Annotated in this window: 21 protein-coding genes; 6 read left to right on the top strand and 15 right to left on the bottom strand. The window is 72.4% G+C overall.

Features of this window, described 5'->3' with window-relative positions; all coding sequences use genetic code 11:
• Nucleotides 1-19: 19 nt before the first annotated feature.
• Genes kdpC through CJ226_RS06095 form a run of 3 tightly spaced genes read left to right on the top strand, consistent with a single transcriptional unit; the run spans nt 20 to nt 3,851 of the window.
• Nucleotides 20-625 carry a potassium-transporting ATPase subunit KdpC gene (gene kdpC, locus CJ226_RS06105; RefSeq protein WP_102208642.1) on the top strand — a complete coding sequence of 202 codons (606 nt, stop codon included), beginning with the start codon at nt 20-22 and terminating at the stop codon, nt 623-625.
• Complete coding sequence (locus tag CJ226_RS06100; protein WP_102208641.1) at nt 622-3,183, top strand: ATP-binding protein; 2,562 nt, start codon at nt 622-624, stop codon at nt 3,181-3,183. Before kdpC ends, CJ226_RS06100 begins: the two co-directional genes overlap by 4 nt.
• Nucleotides 3,180-3,851, top strand: a complete 672-nt coding sequence (locus CJ226_RS06095) for a response regulator (protein ID WP_062633122.1) — start codon at nt 3,180-3,182, stop codon at nt 3,849-3,851. Before CJ226_RS06100 ends, CJ226_RS06095 begins: the two co-directional genes overlap by 4 nt.
• Here the strand turns inward: CJ226_RS06095 and CJ226_RS06090 are convergent.
• Both CJ226_RS06090 and CJ226_RS06085 read right to left on the bottom strand, forming a co-directional pair.
• The gene (locus CJ226_RS06090) at nt 3,848-4,663 is read right to left on the bottom strand and encodes a TspO/MBR family protein (RefSeq protein ID WP_102208640.1); all 816 of its coding nucleotides are present in this window, start codon (nt 4,661-4,663) and stop codon (nt 3,848-3,850) included. The two genes, CJ226_RS06095 and CJ226_RS06090, sit on opposite strands and share 4 nt — an antisense overlap.
• A gap of 85 nt (nt 4,664-4,748) precedes the next feature.
• Nucleotides 4,749-5,315, bottom strand: coding sequence for a TetR/AcrR family transcriptional regulator (locus CJ226_RS06085; RefSeq protein WP_102208639.1), 567 nt, complete (start codon nt 5,313-5,315; stop codon nt 4,749-4,751).
• A 95-nt stretch (nt 5,316-5,410) separates the two neighbouring features.
• Here CJ226_RS06085 and CJ226_RS06080 point away from each other — a divergent pair, with 95 nt between their 5' ends.
• Nucleotides 5,411-6,253 (top strand): alpha/beta fold hydrolase, encoded by an 843-nt coding sequence (locus CJ226_RS06080; RefSeq protein WP_102208638.1) that lies wholly within the window; start codon nt 5,411-5,413, stop codon nt 6,251-6,253.
• 68 nt (nt 6,254-6,321) lie between these two features.
• Here the strand turns inward: CJ226_RS06080 and CJ226_RS06075 are convergent, their stop codons facing one another.
• The 13 genes from CJ226_RS06075 to CJ226_RS06015 all read right to left on the bottom strand — a co-directional run bounded on the left by CJ226_RS06075 (nt 6,322) and on the right by CJ226_RS06015 (nt 20,640).
• Nucleotides 6,322-8,400, bottom strand: a complete 2,079-nt coding sequence (locus tag CJ226_RS06075) for an iron ABC transporter permease (RefSeq protein ID WP_102208637.1) — start codon at nt 8,398-8,400, stop codon at nt 6,322-6,324.
• Complete coding sequence (locus CJ226_RS06070; RefSeq protein WP_102208636.1) at nt 8,397-9,428, bottom strand: iron-siderophore ABC transporter substrate-binding protein; 1,032 nt, start codon at nt 9,426-9,428, stop codon at nt 8,397-8,399. The genes CJ226_RS06075 and CJ226_RS06070 overlap by 4 nt, the downstream gene beginning before the upstream one ends.
• A 23-nt stretch (nt 9,429-9,451) precedes the next feature.
• On the bottom strand, nt 9,452-10,291 hold the full coding sequence (locus CJ226_RS06065) for an ABC transporter ATP-binding protein (RefSeq protein WP_102208635.1): 840 nt from the start codon (nt 10,289-10,291) through the stop codon (nt 9,452-9,454).
• A 1-nt stretch (nt 10,292) separates the two neighbouring features.
• Entirely contained in the window at nt 10,293-11,246 is a 954-nt protein-coding gene (locus CJ226_RS06060) for a siderophore-interacting protein (RefSeq protein WP_102208634.1), read from the bottom strand.
• Entirely contained in the window at nt 11,236-12,036 is an 801-nt protein-coding gene (locus CJ226_RS06055) for an ABC transporter ATP-binding protein (RefSeq protein WP_025104024.1), read from the bottom strand. The genes CJ226_RS06060 and CJ226_RS06055 overlap by 11 nt, the downstream gene beginning before the upstream one ends.
• A complete protein-coding gene (locus tag CJ226_RS06050; RefSeq protein WP_102208633.1) occupies nt 12,033-13,106 on the bottom strand; it encodes an iron chelate uptake ABC transporter family permease subunit in 1,074 nt (357 codons plus the stop codon). Before CJ226_RS06050 ends, CJ226_RS06055 begins: the two co-directional genes overlap by 4 nt.
• Nucleotides 13,103-14,146 carry an iron ABC transporter permease gene (locus CJ226_RS06045; RefSeq protein WP_102208632.1) on the bottom strand — a complete coding sequence of 348 codons (1,044 nt, stop codon included), beginning with the start codon at nt 14,144-14,146 and terminating at the stop codon, nt 13,103-13,105. The genes CJ226_RS06050 and CJ226_RS06045 overlap by 4 nt, the downstream gene beginning before the upstream one ends.
• A gap of 32 nt (nt 14,147-14,178) precedes the next feature.
• A complete protein-coding gene (locus CJ226_RS06040; RefSeq protein WP_062633141.1) occupies nt 14,179-15,204 on the bottom strand; it encodes an iron-siderophore ABC transporter substrate-binding protein in 1,026 nt (341 codons plus the stop codon).
• 233 nt (nt 15,205-15,437) lie between these two features.
• Complete coding sequence (locus CJ226_RS06035) at nt 15,438-15,641, bottom strand: cold-shock protein (RefSeq protein ID WP_025104028.1); 204 nt, start codon at nt 15,639-15,641, stop codon at nt 15,438-15,440.
• A gap of 73 nt (nt 15,642-15,714) precedes the next feature.
• The gene (locus tag CJ226_RS18590) at nt 15,715-18,582 is read right to left on the bottom strand and encodes a helix-turn-helix transcriptional regulator (protein ID WP_180964545.1); all 2,868 of its coding nucleotides are present in this window, start codon (nt 18,580-18,582) and stop codon (nt 15,715-15,717) included.
• Between the two features lie 65 nt (nt 18,583-18,647).
• The gene (locus tag CJ226_RS06025; RefSeq protein ID WP_102208630.1) at nt 18,648-18,869 is read right to left on the bottom strand and encodes a hypothetical protein; all 222 of its coding nucleotides are present in this window, start codon (nt 18,867-18,869) and stop codon (nt 18,648-18,650) included.
• Between the two features lie 132 nt (nt 18,870-19,001).
• The gene (locus CJ226_RS06020) at nt 19,002-20,090 is read right to left on the bottom strand and encodes a DUF998 domain-containing protein (protein WP_257996538.1); all 1,089 of its coding nucleotides are present in this window, start codon (nt 20,088-20,090) and stop codon (nt 19,002-19,004) included.
• A 94-nt stretch (nt 20,091-20,184) separates the two neighbouring features.
• Nucleotides 20,185-20,640, bottom strand: a complete 456-nt coding sequence (locus CJ226_RS06015; RefSeq protein ID WP_025104032.1) for an SRPBCC family protein — start codon at nt 20,638-20,640, stop codon at nt 20,185-20,187.
• 101 nt (nt 20,641-20,741) lie between these two features.
• Here CJ226_RS06015 and CJ226_RS06010 point away from each other — a divergent pair, with 101 nt between their 5' ends.
• Together CJ226_RS06010 and CJ226_RS06005 are read left to right on the top strand one after the other, a co-directional pair.
• Entirely contained in the window at nt 20,742-21,779 is a 1,038-nt protein-coding gene (locus CJ226_RS06010; RefSeq protein WP_062633146.1) for an aromatic acid exporter family protein, read from the top strand.
• 106 nt (nt 21,780-21,885) lie between these two features.
• On the top strand, nt 21,886-22,545 hold the full coding sequence (locus CJ226_RS06005; RefSeq protein WP_102208629.1) for a DNA alkylation repair protein: 660 nt from the start codon (nt 21,886-21,888) through the stop codon (nt 22,543-22,545).
• Nucleotides 22,546-22,557 lie beyond the last annotated feature (12 nt).

Raw genomic sequence — 22,557 nt, 5'->3', positions numbered from 1 at the left:
CGGGCTCGAAAGGAACGCCATGTCGTCCACCACCCGCACCACGGTGCGCACCGCCGGTGTCGCCGTCCGCGCGATGCTCGTCCTCACCCTCGTCCTCGGCGTCGGGTACACGCTGCTCGTCACCGGCATCGGCCAGCTCCTCCTCCCCACGCAGGCGAACGGCTCGCTGCTCCCCGGCGACCGGGGCAGCGCGCTCATCGGCCAGTCCTTCACGGATGCCGAGGGCGACGCCCTGCCGGAGTACTTCCAGTCCCGCCCCTCGGCGGCCGGCGACGGGTACGACGGGGCCTCGTCGGGCGGCAGCAACCTCGGGCCGGAGAATCCCGACCTCGTCGCCGAGATCGCCGCGCGGAAGACCGAGATCGCCGCGAGGGAGGGGGTCGATCCGTCCGCGGTGCCCGCGGATGCCGTGACCGCGTCCGGCTCCGGTCTCGACCCGCACATCAGCGTCGCGTACGCCCTGCTCCAGGTGCCGCGGGTGGCCGCCGCCCGCGACCTGCCGGAGGACGACGTCCGGGCGCTGGTGGAGTCTAGGATTCAAGGGCGGGACCTGGGGTTCCTCGGCGAGGAGCGCGTCAACGTCGCGGAGCTGAATCTCGCACTCGACGACCGGGAGGGTGCATGAGCGCAGAGCGGCCGCTGCGCCCCGCGACGGACCGGAACCGCCGCGGGCGACTGCGCGTCCTCCTCGGCGCCGCGCCGGGGGTCGGGAAGACCTTCGAGATGCTCGCCGAGGGCCGGAGGCTCCGTGACGAGGGCCGCGACGTCGTCATCGCGATCGTCGAGACCCATGGCCGTGCGGCCACGGCCGCCCTCACGTCCGGGCTGCCCGAGGTGCCGCGCCGAGAGGACGCCCACCGCGGGGTCGTCCTCTCCGAGCTCGACCTCGACGCGGTGCTCGCCCTCGGCCCGGAGATCGCGCTCGTGGACGAGTTCGCGCACACGAACGCCCCCGGCTCGCGGAACCCCAAGCGCTGGCAGGACGTCGAGGAGCTGCTGGACGCGGGGATCGACGTCGTCACCACCGTGAACGTGCAGCACATCGAGTCGCTGAACGCGGTCGTGGAGAAGATCACCGGCATCGCGCAGCGCGAGACCATCCCGGACGCGGTGGTCCGCGCCGCCGACGAGATCGAGGTCGTCGACCTGGCGCCGCAGACGCTCCGCGACCGTCTCGCCGCCGGCCTCGTCTACCCCGCGGAGCGCATCGACGCCGCCCTCTCGCACTACTTCCGGCTCGGCAACCTCACCGCCCTGCGGGAGCTCGCGCTGCTGTGGCTCGCCGACGAGGTCGACAGCGCGCTCCGCAGCTATCGCGCCGAACAGGGCATCGCCGGAGCGTGGCAGGCGCGCGAACGCGTGGTCGTCGCCCTCACCGGCGGCCCGGAGGGCGAGACGCTGCTGCGCCGCGGGGCCCGCATCGCCGCCCGGTCCGCCGGCGGGGAGCTGCTCGCCGTGCACGTGACCGCCCAGGACGGACTGCGCGACGAGACCCCCGGCGCCCTCGCCGCGCAGCGCTCCCTCGTCGAGTCGCTCGGCGGGACCTACCATCAGGTGGTCGGCGACGACATCCCCGCGACGCTGGTGGAGTTCGCCCAGGGCGCCGACGCCACGCAGCTCGTGATCGGCGTGAGCCGGCGCGGCCGCCTCGCCGCCGCTCTCACCGGGCCGGGCATCGGCGCCGAGGTCATCCGCCGCTCGGGCGACATCGACGTGCACATCGTGACCCATGCCGCGGCGGGCGGCCGGCTCGCTCTCCCCCGCATCACCGGCGGTGCGCTCGGCTGGCGGCGTCAGGCGCTGGGCTTCGGCGTGGCTCTGGTCTTCGGCCCGCTGCTGTCGTGGCTGATGTTCACGTTCCGCAGCCCGGAGTCGATCACGGCCGAGGTGCTCGCCTACCAGCTCCTCGTCGTGGTCGTCGCCCTCATCGGCGGCATCCGCCCCGCCGTGTTCGCCGCCGTGCTCTCCGGCATCACCCTCGACTTCCTCTTCGTCGCCCCGCTGTTCACGATCACGATCGCGCACCCGCTGCACGCACTAGCCCTCACCCTCTACGTCATCATCGCGATCCTCGTGAGCCTCATCGTCGACCAGGCCGCCCGCCGGGCCAGGACCGCGCAACGGGCGACCGCCGAGGCGGAGCTGCTCGCGGCCGTCGCCGGGAACGTGCTCCGCGGCGACAACGCCGTGCTCGCCCTCGTCAGCCGCACCCGGGAGGCGTTCGGGCTGAGCGGCGTGCGGCTACTCACCCCGTCCGGGGACGTGCTGGCGAGCGACGGCGAGCCGGTGCCGGACGGCCGCGCCACGACCATCCCGGTCGGGGTCGCGTCCGGTGGGGGCCCGCGCGCCGTGCTGGAGCTCAACGGCGAGCCGATCGCCGGTCCGGAGCGCCGTCTGCTCGACGCGATCGTCGCCCAGCTCGCCGCCGCCATCGAGCACACCGACCTGCGAGCCACGGCGCGGGAGGCGGAGGCCCTCGCCGAGACCGATCAGGTGCGCAGCGCCCTGCTCTCCGCCGTCAGTCACGATCTGCGGCGGCCGCTCGCCTCGGCCGTCGCGGCGATCGGCGGGCTCCGGGGCGCGCACGGCCTGTCCGCCGAGGACCGCGCGGAGCTGCTGGAGACCGCGGACGAGAGTCTCGCGACCCTCTCCACTCTCGTCACCGACCTCCTCGACGTGAGCCGCGTGGAGGCGGGGGTGCTCGCGGTCTCGGCTCAGCGGATCGACGCGGCAGGCCCCGTGCTCGCCGCCGTGGACGAGCTCGGCCTCGGCCCCGCCGACGTCGAGCTCACGCTCGATCCCGACCTCCCGCCGCTGCACGCCGACCCGGTGCTGCTCCAGCGGGTGCTCGTGAACGTGCTCGCCAACGCCCACCGGCACGCCCCCGAGGGCACCCGCGTGCTCGTGTCGAGCAGCCGGCTGGGGGATCGGGCGGAGATCCGGATCGTCGACCGCGGCGAGGGCATCGCGCCCGAACGACGGGATGCGATCTTCCAGCCGTTCCAGCGCTTCGGCGACACCGACAACACGACCGGGCTGGGGCTCGGGCTCGCGCTGTCCCGCGGATTCACCGAGGGCATGGGCGGTAGCCTGACACCGGAGGACACCCCCGGGGGCGGACTCACCATGGTCATCTCCCTGCCGCTCGTCGCAGGGACCGCCGACACGGAGGGCACGGAGTGAAGCTCCTCATCGCCGACGACGACCCCCAGATGGTGCGGGCGCTGCGGATCACCCTCGCGGCCCACGGCTACGAGGTCGTCGTGGCCGCCGATGGCGCCGCCGCGATCGCCGCCGCGGCGCAGACCCATCCCGACCTCATCATGCTCGACCTCGGCATGCCCCGGCTCGACGGCATCGAGGTGATCCAGGCCCTGCGCGGCTGGACGAGCGTGCCCATCATCGTCGTGTCGGGGAGGACGGGGTCGGCCGACAAGGTCGAGGCGCTGGACGCGGGGGCGGACGACTTCGTCACGAAGCCCTTCCAGGTGGATGAACTGCTGGCCCGGCTCCGGGCGCTCTCCCGCCGCGCGGTCGCCGCGAACGGGGAGTCCGTGGTCGCGTTCGGGGACGTCGTCGTCGACCTCGCGACGAAGACCGTGACCCGCGCCGGCAGCCGTGTGCACCTCACGCCGACCGAGTGGCGGATGCTCGAGCACCTCGCGCGGCACCCGGGCGCGCTGGTGACCCGGCAGGACCTCCTCAAGGAGATCTGGGGCAGCGCGCAGGTGTCCGACTCCGGCTACCTCCGGCTGTACATGTCGCAGCTCCGCAAGAAGCTGGAGCGGGAGCCCTCGGCGCCCGTCCACCTCCTCACCGAGTCGGGGATGGGGTACCGGCTGGTCCTCTAGCGACCGAGCGGGGCGCGGTCACGCGTGCCGGCGAGGCGCCGCCGACGGAGGACGGCCACGACGCCGACGACGACGAGCAGGACGGCGACGATGATCGCGGTGACGGCGGTGGGCGTGCTCTCCGGCTCGCCCGTGAGACGCCCGATCGCGAGCCAGCTCAGCCCCCAGGCCGTTGCCAGCGCCGGGGCGAGACGGCCGGTGAACCAGGCCGATGCGGCACCGATCACCAGCACGACGACGAGCACGGCGACGGCCCAGGCGTCGGGGGCATCCGCCCCGATCTCCGGGACGGTCTGCGTGAGCCACGCGGCGGTGTTGGCGACCGTCGCGATCGTGACCCAGCCGAAATGCAGGCCGTTCGCGCCGTCGGTGAGGAGGCGGTCGGCGAGGGAGCGGGCGGGGTACCGGCCGAGGAGCACGATGATGCGCGCGAGCGTCGCGAGCAGCAGCGCGATCACGAGCACGGTGAGCCACAGCGTCAGGTACCGCGCGGTCACCAGCCAGAGGCCGTTGAGGACCATGGAGAGGGCGATCCAGCCGCCGACCGCCTGCTGACGCTCGTCCTGGCGCTGCGCGGGGAGAGCCTGCCACACGGTGTAGGCGAGGAGTCCGAGGTAGATGAGCGACCAGATCGAGAACGCCGGTCCGGCGGGGGCGAGGTACGACCCCTGGGCCGAGAGCGCGCCGTTCTGCAGCTCGTCGACGGAGTCACCCCCGAACGCACCCGCGCCGATGGCCGCGGCGATCAGCATGAACACGGCGGCGGCGATCACGAGGCTCTGGCGGCCGATGCCCTTCGTCGAGGTCTCCATGCCCGCACCCTACGCGGGGCGGGAGCGGAAGGCAGTGGCCTTGACAGGGCCCCGTGGTTTCGCTAACCAAGTTAGCGAATGGGCATCAGGCCGGAGCGAGGGCGGCGTCGATCAGGACCTCGGCGGCGCGGCGCGCGTGCACGGCGGCCTCCGGGTCGGCGCCGATGGCCGCGGTGCTCTGCGCGCCCTCCGCGAGGAGAGAGAGCTGGGCGGCCAGACCCGCCGGGGCACCGGTGGCCGCGACGAGCTCCGCCATGTACTGCTGGAACGAGGCCTTGTGCGCGCGGACGATCGCGGCGACCTCGGGACTCGTCCCCCCGAGCTCGCCGAACGCGTTGATGAAGGCGCAGCCCCGGAACCCGTCGCTGCAGAACCAGTCCTCCAGGTAGCCGTAGACCGCGAGGAGGCGGGCGCGCGGGTCGTCGCCGCTCTGCGCCACGGCCGCCGTGAGCCCCTGCTCCCACTCGGCGTGCTTCCGGGTGAGCACCGCCGCGACGATGTCGGTCTTCGCCGGGAACAGCGAGTACACGCGCCGCAGCGACACGCCGGCGGCAGCCCGCAGCTCGTCCATGCCGACCGCCGCGTAGCCCTTGCGGTAGTACAGCTCCTCCGCGGCGGAGAGGATGCGTTCGCGGGCCTCGTCTTCGGTCATGTCCAGAAGTCTACTTGACACGAGAACGAACGTTCTCTAGATTGATCACATCAGGCGAGAACGATCGTTCTCACCGGCACCGAAAGGAACACATCATGGGTTACATCACCGTCGGCACCGAGAACACCACCCCGATCGAGCTCTACTACGAAGACCAGGGCAGCGGCCAGCCCGTCGTCCTGATCCACGGCTATCCGCTCAACGGCCACAGCTGGGAGCGCCAGACCCGCGAGCTCCTCGCCCAGGGCTACCGCGTCATCACCTACGACCGCCGCGGCTTCGGGCAGTCCTCCAAGGTCGGCTCCGGCTACGACTACGACACCTTCGCCGCCGACCTGAACACGGTCCTCGAGACCCTCGACCTCCGCGACGTCGTGCTCGTCGGGTTCTCCATGGGCACCGGGGAGCTCGCCCGCTACGTCGGCCGCTACGGCCACGAGCGCGTCGCGAAGCTCGCCTTCCTCGCGTCGCTCGAGCCCTTCCTCGTGCAGCGCGATGACAACCCCGAAGGCGTGCCGCAGGAGGTCTTCGACGGGATCGAGGCCGCCGCCAAGGGCGACCGCTACGCCTGGTTCACCCAGTTCTACACGGACTTCTACAACCTCGACGAGAACCTCGGCACGCGCATCAGCCAGCAGGTCGTCGACGCGAACTGGAACCTCTCCGTCACCAGCGCCCCGGTCGCCGCGTACGCCGTGGTCCCGACCTGGATCGAGGACTTCCGCGACGACGTGAAGGCCGTGGCAGCCGCCGGCAAGCCCACGCTGATCCTGCACGGCACGAAGGACAACATCCTGCCGATCGACGCGACCGCCCGCCGCTTCCACCAGGCCGTCCCCGAGGCCGAGTACGTCGAGGTCGAGGGCGCCCCGCACGGCCTCCTCTGGACCCACGCCGACGAGGTCAACGCCGCCCTGACGCAGTTCCTGGCCCGGTAACCCGTTCGAATCGCCTGAATGGCCCCATTTCCCCCGGGAATGGGGCCATTTGCGCGATTCGAAGCGGGTCAGCGCGAGCGCCAGAGCAGCCAGACGAAGTACGGGGCGCCGATCAGCGCGACCACGAGACCCGCCGGAAGCTGCGCGGGGGCGATCACCGTCCGGCCGATGGTGTCCGCGATGCCGACGAGCAGCCCGCCGAGGAGCACCGCCGTCGGGATCACCCGCGAATGCCGCGCGCCCACCAAGGCCCGTGCGGCGTGCGGCGCCACGAGCCCCACGAAGCCGATGACCCCGATCGCCGTCACGCTCAGCGCCGCCAGGACGGCCGCCACCAGCAGCAGCGTCAACCGGACGGGCTCCAGCCGGATGCCGACCAGTCGCGGCGTGTCCTCATCGAGCGACAGCACGTCGAGCTCTCGGCGGCTCATCACCACGAACGGCACCGCGATCACGAGGACGATCGCCAGCGGGACGACCTGCTCCCACACCCGCCCGTAGGTCGTGCCGGAGAGCCAGGTGTAGATCTTCGGGGTGTCCCACGGATTCGACCGCAGCAGGAAGAAGGTCGTGAGCGAGACCGTGAAGTACGAGACCCCGATGCCGATCAGCAGGAACCGGTCCGCGTTCAGCCCGCCCCGCCACGACAGCAGATAGACGAGGGCGAAGGCGAGCAGCGAGCCCGTGACGGCTCCCGCGATCATCCCGCCCGTCGATGACGTGATGCTCGTGATCACCAGCACCGCGCCGAGACCGCCGCCGCCGGTGACGCCGAGGATGCCCGGGTCGGCGAGCGGGTTGCGGCTCACCCCCTGGATCACGGCGCCGGAGAGGGCGAGCGCGGCGCCGGCGACGACGGCGGCCACGATCCGCGGCGCGCGCTCGTCGAGGGCGAAGGCGATGGGAGCGGGAGCCTGCCCCTGCAGCCACAGCGCGATGTCGCCGGTGAGCAGCCACGTGTGCCCGGCGAGCAGTCCGAGCAGGAGCACCCCGACCAGGCCGAGGGCGACGAGGGCGATCGTGATCCGGAAGCGCAGGCGGCTGCGGACGCCGAAGCGCACCCGCGGAGGCTCCCGCGTGGGACCGGCGTCGCGGAGGCGCCGGGCCATGAGCACGAGCACGATCGCGCCGAGCAGCGTCGTCGCGACACCGGTCGGGATGAGGATCGCGGCCTCCGCGCCGATGAGCGCGCGCAGGAGGGCGTCGGAGAGGATGACGACGAGGGCGCCGAGGAGCCCCGACGCGGGGATCAGCAGCACGTGGCGGTTCAGGCTCGGCACCACGCGCGTCAGCAGCCGCGCGAGCACCGGCGCGCACAGCCCCACGAATCCCATCGGCCCGGCGAGCGTCACCGCGACCGCCGTGAGGGTGACCGCGAGCAGGATCCCGATGGCCCTGGTCGACCGGATCGGCACGCCGAGCGACGAGGCGGTGTCGTCCCCCAGGGTGAGGATGTCGAGGCGCCGCGCGAGCAGGAGCGCGAGCACCGTGACGACCACGACGACCGGCGCCGCCTGGAGGAATGCGGTGAGTCCGAGCTGCGACAGGCTCCCGCTCCCCCAGGCGAGCAGTCCCTTGGTCTCCTCGTCGAACAGGATGAGCAGCGTCGAGGTCGCAGCCTGGAAGGCGAGCGCGAGCGCGGTGCCGGCGAGGATGAGGCGGGTCGTGGACGACCCCGCCCCTCCGGCGAGTCCGAGCACGATGCCCGCGGCGACGATGCCGCCCGCGAACGCCACCGCTCCGGAGGCCCACACCGGCACGGCGATCCCGAACGCGGCGAGCGCCGTGACGGCGAGGTAGGCCCCGGCGGTCACGCCCAGCGTGTCCGGCGACGCGAGGGCATTGCGGGCGAGGGACTGCAGCAGGATGCCGGCGACCCCGAGGGCCACGCCCACCGCGACACCGGCGGCGAGCCGCGGCACCCGCGAGCCCCAGAGGACGTCGGCGTCGGCGAACACCGCGCCGCTCGTGCCCTGGGTGAGGTGCCAGCAGGCGACCGCGACCAGCACGACGGCGAGAGCGACGAGCACACCGACGCCCGTCCACACCGCGGGCTTCCGACCCTCCGCCCCTACGGGGACGGCGGACGCCGGGGCGTTGGACTCCGCGGTCGCCGTCGTGTCGTCGAGGCGGAGGGTCTCCGTCACTTCGAGAGCACCTCGAGGTAGCCGTCGATGATCTGCGCGGTCGAACGCGGGCCGCCGAAGGTCCAGATACCGGCCGGGAACGCGGTCAGGCGGTCCTCCGCCACCGCGGGGAGCGAGGTCCAGGCGGGGTTGTCCGCGAGGGCGTCGACGAAGCTCTCGGAATCAGGGTCCGCGGTGCCGGTGTAGAAGAGGTTCGCGTCGCCGACCGTCGTCATGCCCTCGACATCGGTCTGCCCGAGGCCGTACACGGGGTCGACCTCGCCGGTCCAGGCGTTCGTCAGCCCGAGCTCCTCACCCACCTCGCCGACGAGCGAGCCCTGGCCGAACGGACGCAGCGCCACGTTGCCGCCGTCGACCCAGCCGTCGAAGAACACGAAGTCGGTCGTGGCGAGGTCGCGGTCGGCGAGCTCGGCCTTCGCGGTGTCGAGGTGCTCCTGGAACTCCTCGGTGACGACGTCGGCCCGCTCCTCACGGCCGGTGACCTGGGCGATGAGGTCGAAGGTGTTCAGCATCTTGGCGATCGGGTCCTTCGCATCGGCGCCGATGGTCGCGAGCACGGGCACGTCGTAAGCCTCGAGCTGCGCGACGATGGGGTCGTCCGCGGCCCTCACCTCGACGATCACGAGGTCGGGATCGGTGCCGAACAGCGTCTCCAGGTTCGGCTCCTGGCGGGTGCCCACGTCGACGACGCCTTCCGGTAGCTCCTCCGCGGTGACCCAGGTGCTGTACCCCTCGGCGTCGGCCACCGCGACCGGCGTCACGCACAGCGACAGGGCGTCCTCGATCTGCTGCCACTCGAGCACCGCGATCCGCTCGGCCGGCTTGTCGAGCTCGACCGTGCGGCCGAGGTCGTCGGTGACGGAGACCGCCCCGGTCGAGGTGCTCGTGGTGTCGTCCGTGCAGCCCGCGCTCGTCGAGGTCGGGGCGTCGGACCCCTCGGCGGACGACGTCTGCGTGGTGCCGCAGCCGGCGAGCGCGAGGGTGAGGGCGCCGCCGAGGGCGAGCACGGCGAGGGGAGTCTTCTTCATCGGTGGTTCCTTCAGGGTCGGGATCAGGAGGCGGAAGGAGTGCGGAGGCGACCGTGGTGGCGGCCGTGCGGACGCACCCGCACCAGGCCGGTCTCCTCGTCGAGGGCGGTGTCGATGCGCAGGCCGTACACCTGCGACAGGTTCTCGCCGGTGAGGACCTCGGCGGGAGCCCCCGCCGCGTGCACCCGTCCGCGGTGCATCAGCACGACGTCGTCGGCGACCGAGGCGGCGTGGTCGAGGTCGTGCAGCACGACGCCGAGGGCGGTGCCGTGGTCGTCGGCGAGCTCCCGCACCAGATCGAGGGTCTCCACCTGGTAGCGCAGGTCGAGGTGGTTGGTCGGCTCGTCGAGCAGCAGCACCCCGGTGTCCTGGGCGAGTGCGGTCGCCAGCCAGACCCGCTGCAGCTCGCCGCCGGAGAGCTGGTCGACCGGACGGTCGGCCATCGCGGACAGGCCGGTGAGGGCGAGGGCGCGCGCCACGGCGGCACGGTCCGCGTCGCTCACGCCGGAGAACCGTCCGCGGTGGGGGTGGCGGCCGTAGGCGACCACGTCGGAGACCTCGATCCCGGAGGGGTGCGGCCGGGACTGCGACAGCATCGCGACGGTCTTCGCGAACTCCTTGGCGGAGAGGGCGGCGGCGTCGCGCGACTCCGCGCCGCCGACGCGCACGGTCCCCGCCTCGATGCGGTGCAGCCGCGCGAGGGCGCGGAGGACGGTCGACTTGCCGCTGCCGTTCGGTCCGATCAGCGCGCTCACCCGGCCCGGCGCGAGGCGCAGGGAGACGTCGTGCACGACCCGGGTGCGGCCGTAGCCGAGGACGAGGGATTCCCCCTCCAGACTGTGACGATCGATGGCCTCGGTCATCTCAGCCCCGCATCGCGACGCCGCGGCGCCAGTAGCCCATGAACGCGACCTGCGCGCGGTCGATCCCGAGATCCTTCACGAGGTGCCGACGCAGCGTCGTCACGACACCGCTCTCGCCCGCGATCCAGAAGTAGCGGCCGGCGGCGTCGTCGGGCGCGATCTCCTCCCCGAGGCTCGAATACTCGGGGGTCTCCCAGAGGAGGTCCTCCCCCTCGATGTCGGTGACGCGGATCTCGTCCCCGGCATCGTCGTCGCCCAGGTGCTCGAGCACCGCGGGGATGAGGCGGAACCCGTGCGGCTCTCCGGCGTCACGCGGCAGCCAGTGCACGTCCACCCCCGCCGGAACGTCGATCGCGAGGACGTCCGCGGGCGACGGCACCTCGATGAACGCCGTGCCCCGGAGGTCGCGCGGGGCGTCCTCCAGGATGCGGGCGATGGCGGGGGCCGCGGTCTCATCCCCGACGAGGACCACCGAGGTCGCCGCTCCCGGCGCGTATTCCGCCCCGCCGTGCGCGACGACGCCCCGACGCGGGCCGACCAGCCACAGCTCCTGACCCACTGCGGCAGTGCTCGCCCACCGAGAGGCCGGACCGGTGAGCCCCGGCTCCAGGTGCAGCACGAAGTCGATGTCGACCTCGGTGCGGCCGTCGTCGGCGACCCGCAGGTCACGGACGGAGTAGGTGCGCATCGAGCCGCGCTCCTCCTCCGGGACGGCCAGGTACGAACCCCACCAGTCGTACGTCGACCGGTCGATCTTGGCGAGCACGCCGGACGCGGGCGGGAAGACGAGCTTCACCCGGCTGTCGTACACCTCCCCCGGCGTCCCCAGCTCGCTGAGCTCCTCGCCGCCGAGGGTCACCCGCACGAACGAGGGGGAGACGCGGGAGACGGCGCGGACCTCGGCGCGGGTGAGGATGTAGGTCGGGCGCTCGGTCGTGGTGGATTCAGCGGACATGATGCCTTCCGATGGGGGTGACCATCGGCTTGCCGGAGACCGGGTCGATGGTGATCTGGTTGGGGAGGCCGAAGACCTCCTGCACGAGCTCGGCGGTGACGACGTCCTGGGGGGCGCCGATCGCGTGCACGCGGCCGTCCTTCATGGCGACGAGCTCGTCGGCGTAGCGCGCGGCGAGGTTGAGGTCGTGCAGCACCATGACGATCGTGGTGCCGCGCGCGACACTGAGGTCGGTGAGGAGGTCGAGCACCTCGACCTGGTGGGCGACGTCGAGGAACGTCGTCGGCTCGTCCAGCAGCAGGATGTCGGTCTCCTGCGCGAGGGCCATCGCGATCCAGACGCGCTGCCGCTGACCGCCGGAGAGCTCGTCCACGCTGCGGTCGGCGAGGTCGCTGATGCCGGTCGCGTCCAGGGCGTCGGCGACGACCTCGTAGTCGTGCGCACTCCACCGCGACAGGGCGCGCTGGTGGGGGTGACGCCCGCGACCGACGAGGTCGGCGACGGCGATGCCCTCGGGGGCCACGGGCGACTGCGGCAGGAGGCCGAGGATGCGCGCGACCTCCTTCGTCGGACGGGCGTGGATCGACTTCCCGTCGAGCACGACCTCCCCGTCCCCCGGGGACAGCAGCCGGGCGAGGGCACGCAGCAGCGTCGACTTGCCGCAGCCGTTGGCGCCGACGATCGTGGTGATCTTCCCCGGCGCGATCTGCAGGTCGAGGCCCTCGACCACGGTGCGGTCGCCGTACGAGAGGGTGACCCCCTCGGCGGACAGGCGGTGGGCGGCGGTCACAGCGAGCCTCCGGTGCGGTTGGTGCGGATGAGCAGATAGATGAGGTACGGCGCGCCGACCACGCCGGTGACCACGCCGACCGGGTAGCGCGCGCCGAGCGCGAACTGGGCGATGAGGTCGCCGCCGAGCACGAGCACCGCCCCGACGAGGCCGCTGGGCAGCAGCAGCGTGGCGCCGGGACCGGTGAGCCGCGCGGCGATGGGTCCGGCCATGAACGCGACGAACGCGATCGGCCCGGTGGCGGCGGTCGCGAAGGCGAGGAGGGCCACGGCGCCGAGGATGAAGACGAGGCGCGTGGCGGTGACCCGCACGCCGAGCCCCGCGGCGGAGTCGTCGCCGAGCTGGAGCGTCCCCAGCGCCCGCCCCTGCGAGAGCAGCAGCGGCACGAGGATCGCGGCCGCGATCGCCATCGGCAGCACCCGCTCCCACGACGCGTTGTTGAGGCTGCCGGTGAGCCACTGCATCGCGGTCTGGATGTCCCAGTTCGCGGCCCGGGACAGCAGGTAGGAGATGACGCTCTGCAGCATCGCCGCGACGCCGATCCCGATGAGGATGAGGCGGGTGCCCGCGAAGCCGCCCTTGATGGCGAGGAGGTAGATCGCCAGCGCCGTCACGAGGGCGCCGACGAGCGCGAGGAGCGAGACGGCAGGGCCGTTGAGCGAGAGCACGACGATGCCGAACACCGCGGCGGCGCCGGCGCCGTTCGAGATGCCGATGATGTCCGGCGAGGCGAGCGGGTTGCGCAGCATGGTCTGGAAGGTGACGCCCGCCATGCCGAACGCGAGGCCCGTGAGGATCGCGAGGACCGCACGGGGGAGCCGCAGGTCGCCGACGGTGAACGACGCGCCGGGCACCGTCTCGCCGAGGATCACGCGGATGACCTCGTCCAGCGGGTAGAACGTGTTGCCGATCATGAGCGCCACGACGAACAGCACGAGGACGACGGCGCCGAGCGCGACGGTGACCAGCGCATGACGACGGTGGCGTGCCCGGCGGCCGGCGATGATGCGCGCGGTGCGGGCGGCGGCGGACTCGTCGGCCCGGACGAGGGTGTGCTCTGTCGTGCTCACAGCTCCCGCACCTTCTGTCGGCGGACGATCCAGATGAAGAACGGCGCCCCGATGATCGCGGTGATGATGCCCACCTGGATCTCCTCGGACGACGGCGAGATCACGCGGCCGACGATGTCGCTCGCGGTGAGCAGCGCCGCGCCGGCGAGGGCCGAGAAGGGCAGCAGCCACCGGTGGTCTGTGCCCACGAGCATCCGGCACATGTGCGGGACGATGAGCCCGACGAACCCGATCGGTCCCGCGATGGCCGTCGCCGCGCCGGCGAGGATGACCGCGCCGAGGGCCGACAGCATCCGGGTGCGCAGCACGTGCTCGCCGAGGCCCTTGGCCATGTCGTCGCCGAGCGCGAGGGAGTTCATGCCCCGGGCGCACAGGAAGCAGATGAGGGCGCCGACCGCGAGGACGGGAGCGGTGATCGCGATCCGCGGCCACTCCGCCCCGCCGACGCCGCCGATCTGCCACGACTGGAACGTCTGCAGCAGGTCGACCCGCGGCAGCATGACCGCGCTGATGAGCGAGGCGAACGCGGCGGAGGTCGCCGCCCCCGCGAGGGCCAGCTTGAGCGGGGTGGCTCCGCCGCGACCGAGGGAGCCGACGGTGTACACGAAGACGGCGGCGGCTGCGGCGCCCACGATCGCGAAGGCCATCTGCCCGTACGGGTTGCTGAGTCCGAAGAACGCGATGCCGAGGACGACCGCGAAGGAGGCGCCGTTCGAGACCCCCAGGATGCCGGGGTCGGCGACGGGGTTGCGGGTGACGGCCTGCATGGTCGCCCCGGCGAGCGCGAGGGCCGCCCCCACGAGGAGCGCGAGCACGGTGCGGGGGATGCGCTTGACGACCGCGGCCTGCGCGATCGTGTCGGTCTGGCCGGAGAGCGCCGCGAGGATGTCGTCCAGCGTGACCGCGCGCGCCCCGAACGACACCGAGAGCACGACGAGTACGAGGATCACTCCGACCCCGGCGAGCAGCCAGAGGGTGCGCACCACCGCCGGACGCCGCAGGGTGGCGGCGTCCGACGCGAGGACGGGTGCTGAGATCACGACGACTCTCCGCTGGGGGGCGGACGCGGAACTTACTTCGCGAGCGGCGCGGCGAGGATGGCCAGGTAGTCCTCGAGACCCCACGGGATCGAGAGCGCCGACGGGTTCGCCGATGCGGCGATGGGCGTGGCGTCCGGGAGGATGGCAACGCGGCCCTCCGCGATGGCGGGGATCTTCGACAGCAGCGGGTCGGCCTGCAGCGTGGCCAGGGTGGAGTCGTCGCCGTAGGTCACCAGCACGTCCACGTCGTCGAACTTCTGCGCCTCCTCGGCGCTCACCTGCAGGTAGAACTGGTCGCTGTCCTCGTTCTCCTCGACGATCGCGGGGAGCGGCAGGCCGAGGTCGTGCAGGTAGCCGGGGCGGGTGTCGGCCGCGGTGTAGTAGCCGATCTGGCTGAGGTCGCTCGGGTCGAAGTAGGCGAAGAGCACCTTCTTGCCCTCGAGTGCGCTGTTGGCCGCGAGGGCGGCGTCGGCGTCGGCGTGCAGGTCCTCGATCAGGGCCTCGCCCTCGTCCTCGAGCCCCAGGGCCTTGGCGTTCATCTCGACCATGTCGTCGACGGAGGTGCCCCACGCGACGTCGGGGTAGGCGACGACCGGGGCGATCTTGGAGAGCGTGTCGTACTCCTCCTGCGTGAGGCCGGAGTAGGCGGCGAGGATCACGTCGGGAGCGGTGTCGGCCACGGCCTCGTAGTCGATGCCGTCGGTCTCGTCGAAGAGCACCGGGGTCTCGCCGCCGAGCTCGTCGAGCTTCTCCTCGACCCAGGGGAGGATGCCGTTGTCGTCGTCGTCGCCCCAGGTGGCCTTGCTCATGCCGACCGGGACGATGCCGAGGGCCAGCGGCACCTCGTGGTTCGCCCACGCGATGGTGGCCACGCGCTCGGGCTTCTCGTCGATGGTCGTCTCGCCGTAGACGTGCTCGATGGTGACGGGGAACGCGTCGTCGGAGGCCGGGTTGCCGCCGGTGGTCGCGGTCGACTCCGGCGCGGAGGACGAGCAGGCGGACAGCGTCACGGCGAGCGCGGCGGCCGCGCCGAGGGCGAGGAGTCGAGAGGTGCGCACAGGCGTTCCCTTCGGGATGGGAGATGGGGTGTCGACGCGAGAGCGTCCGGCCTTTGGTAAGCCTCGCCTAATCTAACACGGAGGTTAGGGCGCCCTCACTCCCGTTTCGAATCGCTCACCTTGTCCCATCCGGCGCCCGGATGCCGCACAGTGGGCGATTCGAAAGTGCCGGGGCAGCGAAAAGCCGGCCGGACCCGTACGGATCCGGCCGGCTTCAGGAAGTCAGCGCACGCTCAGAGAGCGCGGATGTTCGCCGCCTGCATGCCCTTGGGGCCACGCTCAGCGTCGAATTCGACCTTCTGGTTCTCGCGGAGCTCCTTGAAACCGGAGCCGGCGATAGCCGAGTAGTGGGCGAAGAGGTCTTCGGTGCCGTCATCGGGAGCGATGAAGCCGAAGCCCTTCTCTGCGTTGAACCATTTCACAGTGCCAGTGGCCATGTGTTTTCTACTTTCTGTTGACCGGCCGCTCACGCGGCCTGCATCATGCCGATGATCCGACATGCATGCTCGGTCACGCTACCACGGCGGACTGACGGGACTCCCCTTCTTCGGCCGTGCGATGGGCGAGCGCCGCCTCGGTGCGCGTGCTCACGCCGAGCTTCCGCAGCACCGCCGAGACGTGGACGCTGACGGTCTTCACGCTGATGAACAGGCGCTCCCCGATCTGGCGGTTGCTCAGTCCCTCCGCGATCAGGGCGAGCACCTGCCGCTCCCTGGTCGTCAGCTGCTCCGCGTCGGCGGCCTCGCGGGGCCCGGTCGGACGCAGCCCTGCCGCCTCGCCGAACCCCGCCAGAGCCTTCTGCAGCGGCATGTGGCCGAGCCCCTCGGCGATCGCCGTCGCCGCCGTCAACACGGCAGCGGCCTCGGCGCGCTCTCCGTCGGCGACGTGCAGCCGGGCCCGCTCGAGTCGCAGCACCACACGGAAGGTGACCGGCACGTCGTCGCCGTCCGCGCACCGCAGCGCCTCGTCGACCGCGGCCGGACTCGGGTCGAGCAGGGCGTGCAGCACCGTCGACCACGCGTCGTCCTGCAGCTCCGGCGGCTGCGCCTCCCAGGCCGTCCGCACGGCCGCGACGGCCGCATCGACGTCGGCTCCGCCCGCACGCAGCGCCGTCATGAGGGCCCCCGCCTCCAGGAGCAGCCGCCGCTGATGCAGCAACGCCGGCCGGTCGTCCTCCAGCATCTCCCCGATCACGTCGAGCGCCCCGCGGAGGTCGCCCTGACTCTCGGCGACGGCGACCTGCATCGTGATCCGGTCGTACCAGATCTGCCGCTCCGAGACTCCGGTCTCCTCGAACGCCGGCAGCCACTCCTGCAGGGTCTCCGCGGCCTCCGCGGCCCGGCCCCGCCAAGCGAGCACCCGCACCCGGGTCATGCTCACGTACATCCGGAACACCCGCAGCGTGCCCTGCAGGAAGTCGCGGGCCAGCATGTCCTCGACCTGGTCGATCTCGCCGAGCTCGAGCAGCGGCACGATCATGTTCTGCGCCATGATCGAACCCGAGGTGCGCTCGACGCGGAGCTCACGAGCCCGGCGCAGACCCTCCTCGGCGACGGCGACGGCCTCCCGGTAGCGGCCCAGCAGCGTCAGCAGGTCGGAGTAGTTGACGCGGTAGCGCATCTCGGCCGTCGATCCGGCGGCGAGGTCGCGCGCACGCTCGTACTCGCGCACCCCCTCCGCGACCCGGCCGAGATGGGCCAGCGACCCGCCGCGGACGTTCGCGGCGATCGAGAGCTGATCCGTCGTCGCGGCGCCCGCGGCCCGACGCTCCGCCTCGTCGGCGAGCCGGATCGCCTCCTCGCGATCGCCCGCGATCATGCGACGGCTCGCCAGCTGATTCACCAGCTCCGCGCGGAACGCCTCGTCGTCGACGCGCTCCGCGAGCGCGAGCGCCTCCTGGAGGAGCGGGATGGCCCCGAGGCGTCCGAGATTGACGAGATACAGCGCCTTGTTGCGGAGCAGGCGCGCGTGCAGCCGCGGGTCGACCGTCGCCGGGTCGACCTCGCTCAGCGCGACATTGGCGACCGCCAGCGCCCGCTCGCCGTCACCGGCGTTGCGGAGGACCGACCCGAGCACGTGGAGGAGGTCGAGACGCGCGAATCCCGTCGCCTGCTCCGCGTCCGGCACGAGCGGCCAGAGTTCGAGGACGAGCTCCCCGAACCGCGCCGCACTGGCGAAGGCGTACTGGGCCTTGGCCTGCCGCATGGCGTCGGCGGCGGACGCGATGGCGCGACGATCGTCCTGCGCGAGCTGCCAGTGGTGGGCCAGGGCCGCCGCGTCGCCGCCGCCGTCCTCGTCCAGCACCTCGGCGTAGGCGCGGTGCAGACGCGCGCGCTCTCCGGGCAGCAGATCGTCGTGCACGGCTTCGCGCAGCAGCGCGTGCCGGAACCGGTAGTCGTCTTCGCCGACGACGATGATGCCGCTGCGCACGGCCTCGCGGACGGCGTCGTCGACCCGATCCTCCGGAAGCTCGACGAGACGCAGCAGCAGCGGATCCGTGAGCGGCCGCTCGGCGCCGGACAGGACCTGCACCACGCGGCGCGCATCGTCTCCGAGACGGTCGAACCGGGCGAGCAGGAGGTCGCGCAGGCTCTCCGGCAGGGGCCCCTGGGCGCACCCGGCGATCTCCTCCACGAAGAAGGGGACGCCCTCCGCCCGGACCTGCAGCCGCTCCAACGCCGTCGCGGTCGGCGCACGTCCCGTGATCTGCGCGACGAGCTCGCCGACGGCATGGTCGTCGAGACGCGGCACCGTCATCCGTTCGAGCAGTCGTGCGCGCGTCGCCTCGCCGATGAACCGGCTCACCGCGTCGCCTCGGCGCACGTCGTCGGTGCGGCAGGTGATGAGCAGCAGCAGGCGGCCGCGGTCGAGCGTGCGCAGGAGGAAGGAGAGGATCGCGAGGGTCGAGTCGTCGGCCCAGTGCAGGTCTTCGACGACGATGACCTGCGGCGCCAGCTCCGTGGCGGCCTCGATGAGGGAGGCGATCGCGTCGCGCAGGCGTTCGGGACTGGTGCGGTCGCGGGCGGCGGGGGCGTCGACGAGCTCGGGCAGCAGCATGCCGAGCGCCTCGACGCCCACGCCGACCGCCTCACGCACGCGTTCGGCTCCCAGCCGCTCCACGAGCGAGCGGAGGATGCCCGCGAGGGGTCCGAACGGCGCACGCGAGGCGCCGAGGTCGAGGCACCAGCCGACGTGCACGTCTGCCGCGCTCGTGATCTCGGCGCCGAACTCCCGCACCAGCCGGGTCTTGCCGATTCCGGCCTCGCCCTCGACGAGCAGCGCGGCGGGCACGCCCTGGCGCACACCGTCGAACAGGCGGCGCATCCCGGCGATCTCGGCGTCACGCCCGACCATCGCGGCGGAGGGGGCTGGGGCCATGGACCCATCGTGCCACTCCCCCCGGACATCCGGAGGGCCGGGGAACGACAGCACGACGCCGTCCGTCATCGGGCGACGACCGGATCGCAGGCCCCCGCGCGGGACGCCCGCGGCACCGGCGTTCCCCGGCGTGCGAGGCGGCGCAGGAGCCGACGCAGCGGACCCGCCGGACGCGGCACGATCTGATCCGCGTGCTCCAGGAGCATCCGGCGCCGGGCGACCGCGCGTTCGATCTGCTCCTGCTCGAAGACGGTGACCTGGTGGATGAGGGAGGGGTGCTCGAACATGATGTCTCCTCGACGGTTCGGTGTATCCCTACACTCCGCTCTGAGGTGCCCCCGCCACATCGGACGGATGCCCTATCTTCCGCGTCCCTCTCGCCCTCGGCTCCCTATGCCGGCACAGGCGCCCGCGCCGCATCAGGCTCCTGGCGCGCGAACCCGCCTGACCTCGCGCGACTGCCTGCCCTGCCGGAGCGAGGGCCGCGCGGACGGACGGGTCCCCTCCGGCACGAGGATCGCGAGCACCCGCACGAGCGTCGTCATCCACAGCAGCCCGAGCCCGACGACGACCGCCTCCACCGCTGTCACCGGGAAGAAGCCGAGCGGCCACCACAGCAGCACGGCCGCGACCACGAGCACCCCCACCACGACGGAGGTCACCACGAGGGCCAGGGGTCGGCCGGGGACGGTCAGCGTCGTCGCGGCGGCAGCCCCGAGGAAGAGGAGCAGCGCCGCGACGGCCGCGATGTCGTGCGGAACGGGGGCCCGGTACAGCGGCAGGAGCCCGACGGCGGCGAGCGCGAGTCCGGCCGCGGCCCACAGCACGACCACGGTCGCGATCCGGGACAGCGCGTCGTCGCCGAGCAGCCGATGCAGGTCGCGCCCGATGTACGCGCCGACGGTGGCGACCAGCAGCCCGGCCACGACGAGGGTGCCGTTGAACGCCCAGCCCACCCCGAGCTGCGAGAAGTTCTCCTCCCACCACCGGGGGTCGACGGCGGTCACCATCGCGAACAGCGTGCCGATCACGAGGAACCCGAACAGGAGCCCGGCGAGGTCGGCGGTCCGGAGACCGATCCCCGCACCGAACGCGAGTCGTCCGCCGACCGCCGCCGCGACCCCCGTGAGCAGCCCGCCGCCGATCGCTCCGAGCGCGAGACCCCGCAGGCCCGCCGCGAGCACCTCCGCGGTGAGCAGCACGCCCATCGCTGTCACGGCCCCGAAAGCCACGGTGAGCGCGGCGGCGGAGAGCCGTGACACCGCCCGCTGCCAGCGCGGCATCCCCGCGGCCTCTTCCCGACGGTGCAGGAGCGTGCTGATGACGAAAGCCAGAGCCGTGATGCCGCCGGCGACTCCCGCGGCGGGCAGCGCCAGACCTCCCTCACCGGTCAGCGGCCGCGGCGGACCGCCGAGGAGCAGCGCCCCGGCGAGAGCTCCCCCGACGAAGCAGACCACGGTCGCGAGGACGGCCCGCCCCTCGCCGCGCAGACGCTCCCTCGTGTCCATGCGCCCATGCAAGCACGCCCGTCCGACGCCCGCACCCCCGCACGCGACGAGGCCCGGGGCCGCGCGAGCGGTCCCGGGCCTCGTCGAAGACGCGTCAGGCGTCCACGTCACCGCGCCAGGCGCCGGTCTCGACGCCGCGGCCCTCGATGAACTCCTTGAAGTTCTTCAGATCCTTCTTCACCGCGTGGGATCCCGCGCCGACCAGCGCACCGACCTTCTCCAGCAGCCCCTCCGGCGCCCAGTCGAGCTGGACGGTCACCCGCGTGGTGTTGTCGTCGAGCTTGTGGAACGTCACGACGCCCGCGTGCTCGGTCTCGCCGCCGACGCTGTTCCACGCCACGCGCTCATCCGGGTGCTGCTCGGTGATCTCGGCGTCGAACTCACGCTCCGCGCCGCCCACGTTCACCTTCCAGTGCGTGTGGGTCTCGTCGATCTGCGTGATGGAGACGACCTCGTCGAGGAACTTCGGGAAGCTCTCGAACTGCGTCCACTGGTTGTACGCCGTGCGGACGGGAACGTCGACGTCGATGGTCTCGATGATCTGCACCATGGGGATGCTCCTCACTTGTTCGTCGTTCGTGTGCCTCCATTCAGCCTGCTGCGCGCGAGAAGGGCGATGGGGTTGACATCGGCGCGACTACCGTGGAGGTCATGCGCATCCCCGCCGCGATCCGCGCCTCCCAGCGCTCCCCCCTGCTGCAGGTGGTGAAGTCGGCCGCGGCGACCATCGCCGCGTGGCTGATCGCGGGCTGGGTCTTCCCCGGGCAGCTGCCGGTGTTCGCCGCGATCGCCGCGCTCCTGGTCGTGCAGCCCAGCGTCAACCAGTCGCTGTCGAAGGCGCTCGAGCGCAGCATCGGCGTGATCGTCGGGGTCGTCATCGCGGTCGGTCTCGGCCTGCTCCTCGGCTCGCCGAGTTGGATCGTGCTGCTGGCGATCGTCGTCGCGATGCTCGTGGCGTGGATCTTCCGGGCGTCCCCCGGCACCGGCAACCAGGTCGCGATCTCGGCGATGCTCGTGCTGGCGCTGGGGTCGTCGAGCCCGGAGTACGCGGTCGCCCGGATCGTGGAGACCCTGATCGGGGTGGCGATCGGCATCGTCGTGAACGCGCTGATCGTGCCCCCGGTGCTCGTCGAGCCGGCGCGGCGGAACGTGGGGCTGCTCGGGCGGGAGCTCGCCGCGAGCCTCGACCGCCTGGCGGACGCCCTGCCCGCCCCGCAGACGCCGGCGCGGCTGCAGGAGCTCATGGTCGAGGTGCGGCTGCTGCGGCCCATGAAGGATGCTGCCGCCGCCGCGATCGCCGCCGGGGAGGAGTCGCTCACGCTGAATCCGCGGCGTTCGACCCATCGTGCCGACCTGCAGGAGCTGAAGGCGCTGCTCGACCGGCTCTCGCCCATCGTCACGCAGACCATCGGCATGACCCGCGCCTACTTCGACCACTACGACGACCGGCTCGGCGAGGAGCCCGCGGTGGCCGCGATCGCCGAGCAGCTCCGCCGCGCCGGACACGACGTGCGCCTCGCGGTGCAGACCACGGCGCCCTCCGCGGAGCCCGAGCCGCTGACCTCCGCGATCCCCGCTCTGACGGCTCCGCTCGTGATCCGTCCGCCGTCCTCGCAGCACTGGATCCTCATCGGCTCCCTCATGGAAGACCTCCGTCGCATCCGCGGCGAACTCCTCGACGAGGACTGACCTCCCGCCGACCCACCCCCTTTCGCGCCTCCCGGCCCCGTAAGTGCGTCCGCAACGGGCCGGGACGCACCGAAAGGGGTGGGTCGACGGGGGTTACCCTGGCGGGATGACAGTGGAGGAGGCGCTGGCGGAGCTCGCGGCGCTGGAAGACCCCCGGCAGCGCGCGGCGAACGAGAAGCGCGGCGACGACCACGGCATCAACCTGAGCCGGATGCGCGCCCTCGCGAAGCGCATCAAGACCGATCAGGCCCTCGCGCGGGAGCTGTGGGCGACGGGCGAGACGTCCGCCCGGCTGCTGGCCCTGCTCGTGTGCCGCCCGGCGGACTTCACCGCCGACGAACTCGACGCGATGCTGCGTGAGACCCGTCCGCCCAAGGTCAACGACTGGTTCGTGAACTACGTCCTCAAGAAGTCGCCCCTCGCCGAGGAGCTGCGCCGGCGCTGGTTCGACGACGCCGATCCCACGGTCGCCGCCGCCGCGTGGTCGCTCACGACGGTCCGGGTGACGAAGGACCCCGACGGCCTCGACCTGTCGCACCTGCTCGACCTCATCGAGCGCGACCTGCAGCAGGCCCCACCACGTCTGCAGTGGGCGATGAACGAGACCCTCGCGAACATCGGCATCTTCCATCCGGACCTGCGCGCACGGGCCGTGGACATCGGCGAGCGGCTCCAGGTCCTGGCCGACTATCCCACGGCCCCGGGCTGCACCTCGCCGTTCGCTCCCCTCTGGATCGGGGAGATCGTCCGCCGTCGCGAGGGCTGAGTACGCTGAGCG

Origin of the sequence: Microbacterium sp. UMB0228, assembly GCF_002871415.1 — a bacterium.
Classification (GTDB): Bacteria; Actinomycetota; Actinomycetes; order Actinomycetales; family Microbacteriaceae; genus Microbacterium.
This window is presented reverse-complemented; position numbering and strand designations above follow the sequence as displayed.

Excerpts from the sequence above, each read along its gene's own strand:
- CJ226_RS06100 (WP_102208641.1), top strand. The coding sequence starts at position 622 with ATGAGCGCAGAGCGGCCGCTGCGCCCCGCGACGGACCGGAACCGCCGC.
- CJ226_RS06085 (WP_102208639.1), bottom strand. The coding sequence starts at position 5,315 with ATGACCGAAGACGAGGCCCGCGAACGCATCCTCTCCGCCGCGGAGGAG.
- CJ226_RS06005 (WP_102208629.1), top strand. The coding sequence starts at position 21,886 with ATGACAGTGGAGGAGGCGCTGGCGGAGCTCGCGGCGCTGGAAGACCCC.
- CJ226_RS06090 (WP_102208640.1), bottom strand. The coding sequence starts at position 4,663 with ATGGAGACCTCGACGAAGGGCATCGGCCGCCAGAGCCTCGTGATCGCC.
- CJ226_RS06020 (WP_257996538.1), bottom strand. The coding sequence starts at position 20,090 with ATGGACACGAGGGAGCGTCTGCGCGGCGAGGGGCGGGCCGTCCTCGCG.
- CJ226_RS06080 (WP_102208638.1), top strand. The coding sequence starts at position 5,411 with ATGGGTTACATCACCGTCGGCACCGAGAACACCACCCCGATCGAGCTC.
- CJ226_RS06070 (WP_102208636.1), bottom strand. The coding sequence starts at position 9,428 with ATGAAGAAGACTCCCCTCGCCGTGCTCGCCCTCGGCGGCGCCCTCACC.
- CJ226_RS06010 (WP_062633146.1), top strand. The coding sequence starts at position 20,742 with ATGCGCATCCCCGCCGCGATCCGCGCCTCCCAGCGCTCCCCCCTGCTG.
- CJ226_RS06025 (WP_102208630.1), bottom strand. The coding sequence starts at position 18,869 with ATGTTCGAGCACCCCTCCCTCATCCACCAGGTCACCGTCTTCGAGCAG.
- CJ226_RS06035 (WP_025104028.1), bottom strand. The coding sequence starts at position 15,641 with ATGGCCACTGGCACTGTGAAATGGTTCAACGCAGAGAAGGGCTTCGGC.
- CJ226_RS18590 (WP_180964545.1), bottom strand. The coding sequence starts at position 18,582 with ATGGCCCCAGCCCCCTCCGCCGCGATGGTCGGGCGTGACGCCGAGATC.
- kdpC (WP_102208642.1), top strand. The coding sequence starts at position 20 with ATGTCGTCCACCACCCGCACCACGGTGCGCACCGCCGGTGTCGCCGTC.
- CJ226_RS06065 (WP_102208635.1), bottom strand. The coding sequence starts at position 10,291 with ATGACCGAGGCCATCGATCGTCACAGTCTGGAGGGGGAATCCCTCGTC.
- CJ226_RS06015 (WP_025104032.1), bottom strand. The coding sequence starts at position 20,640 with ATGGTGCAGATCATCGAGACCATCGACGTCGACGTTCCCGTCCGCACG.
- CJ226_RS06060 (WP_102208634.1), bottom strand. The coding sequence starts at position 11,246 with ATGTCCGCTGAATCCACCACGACCGAGCGCCCGACCTACATCCTCACC.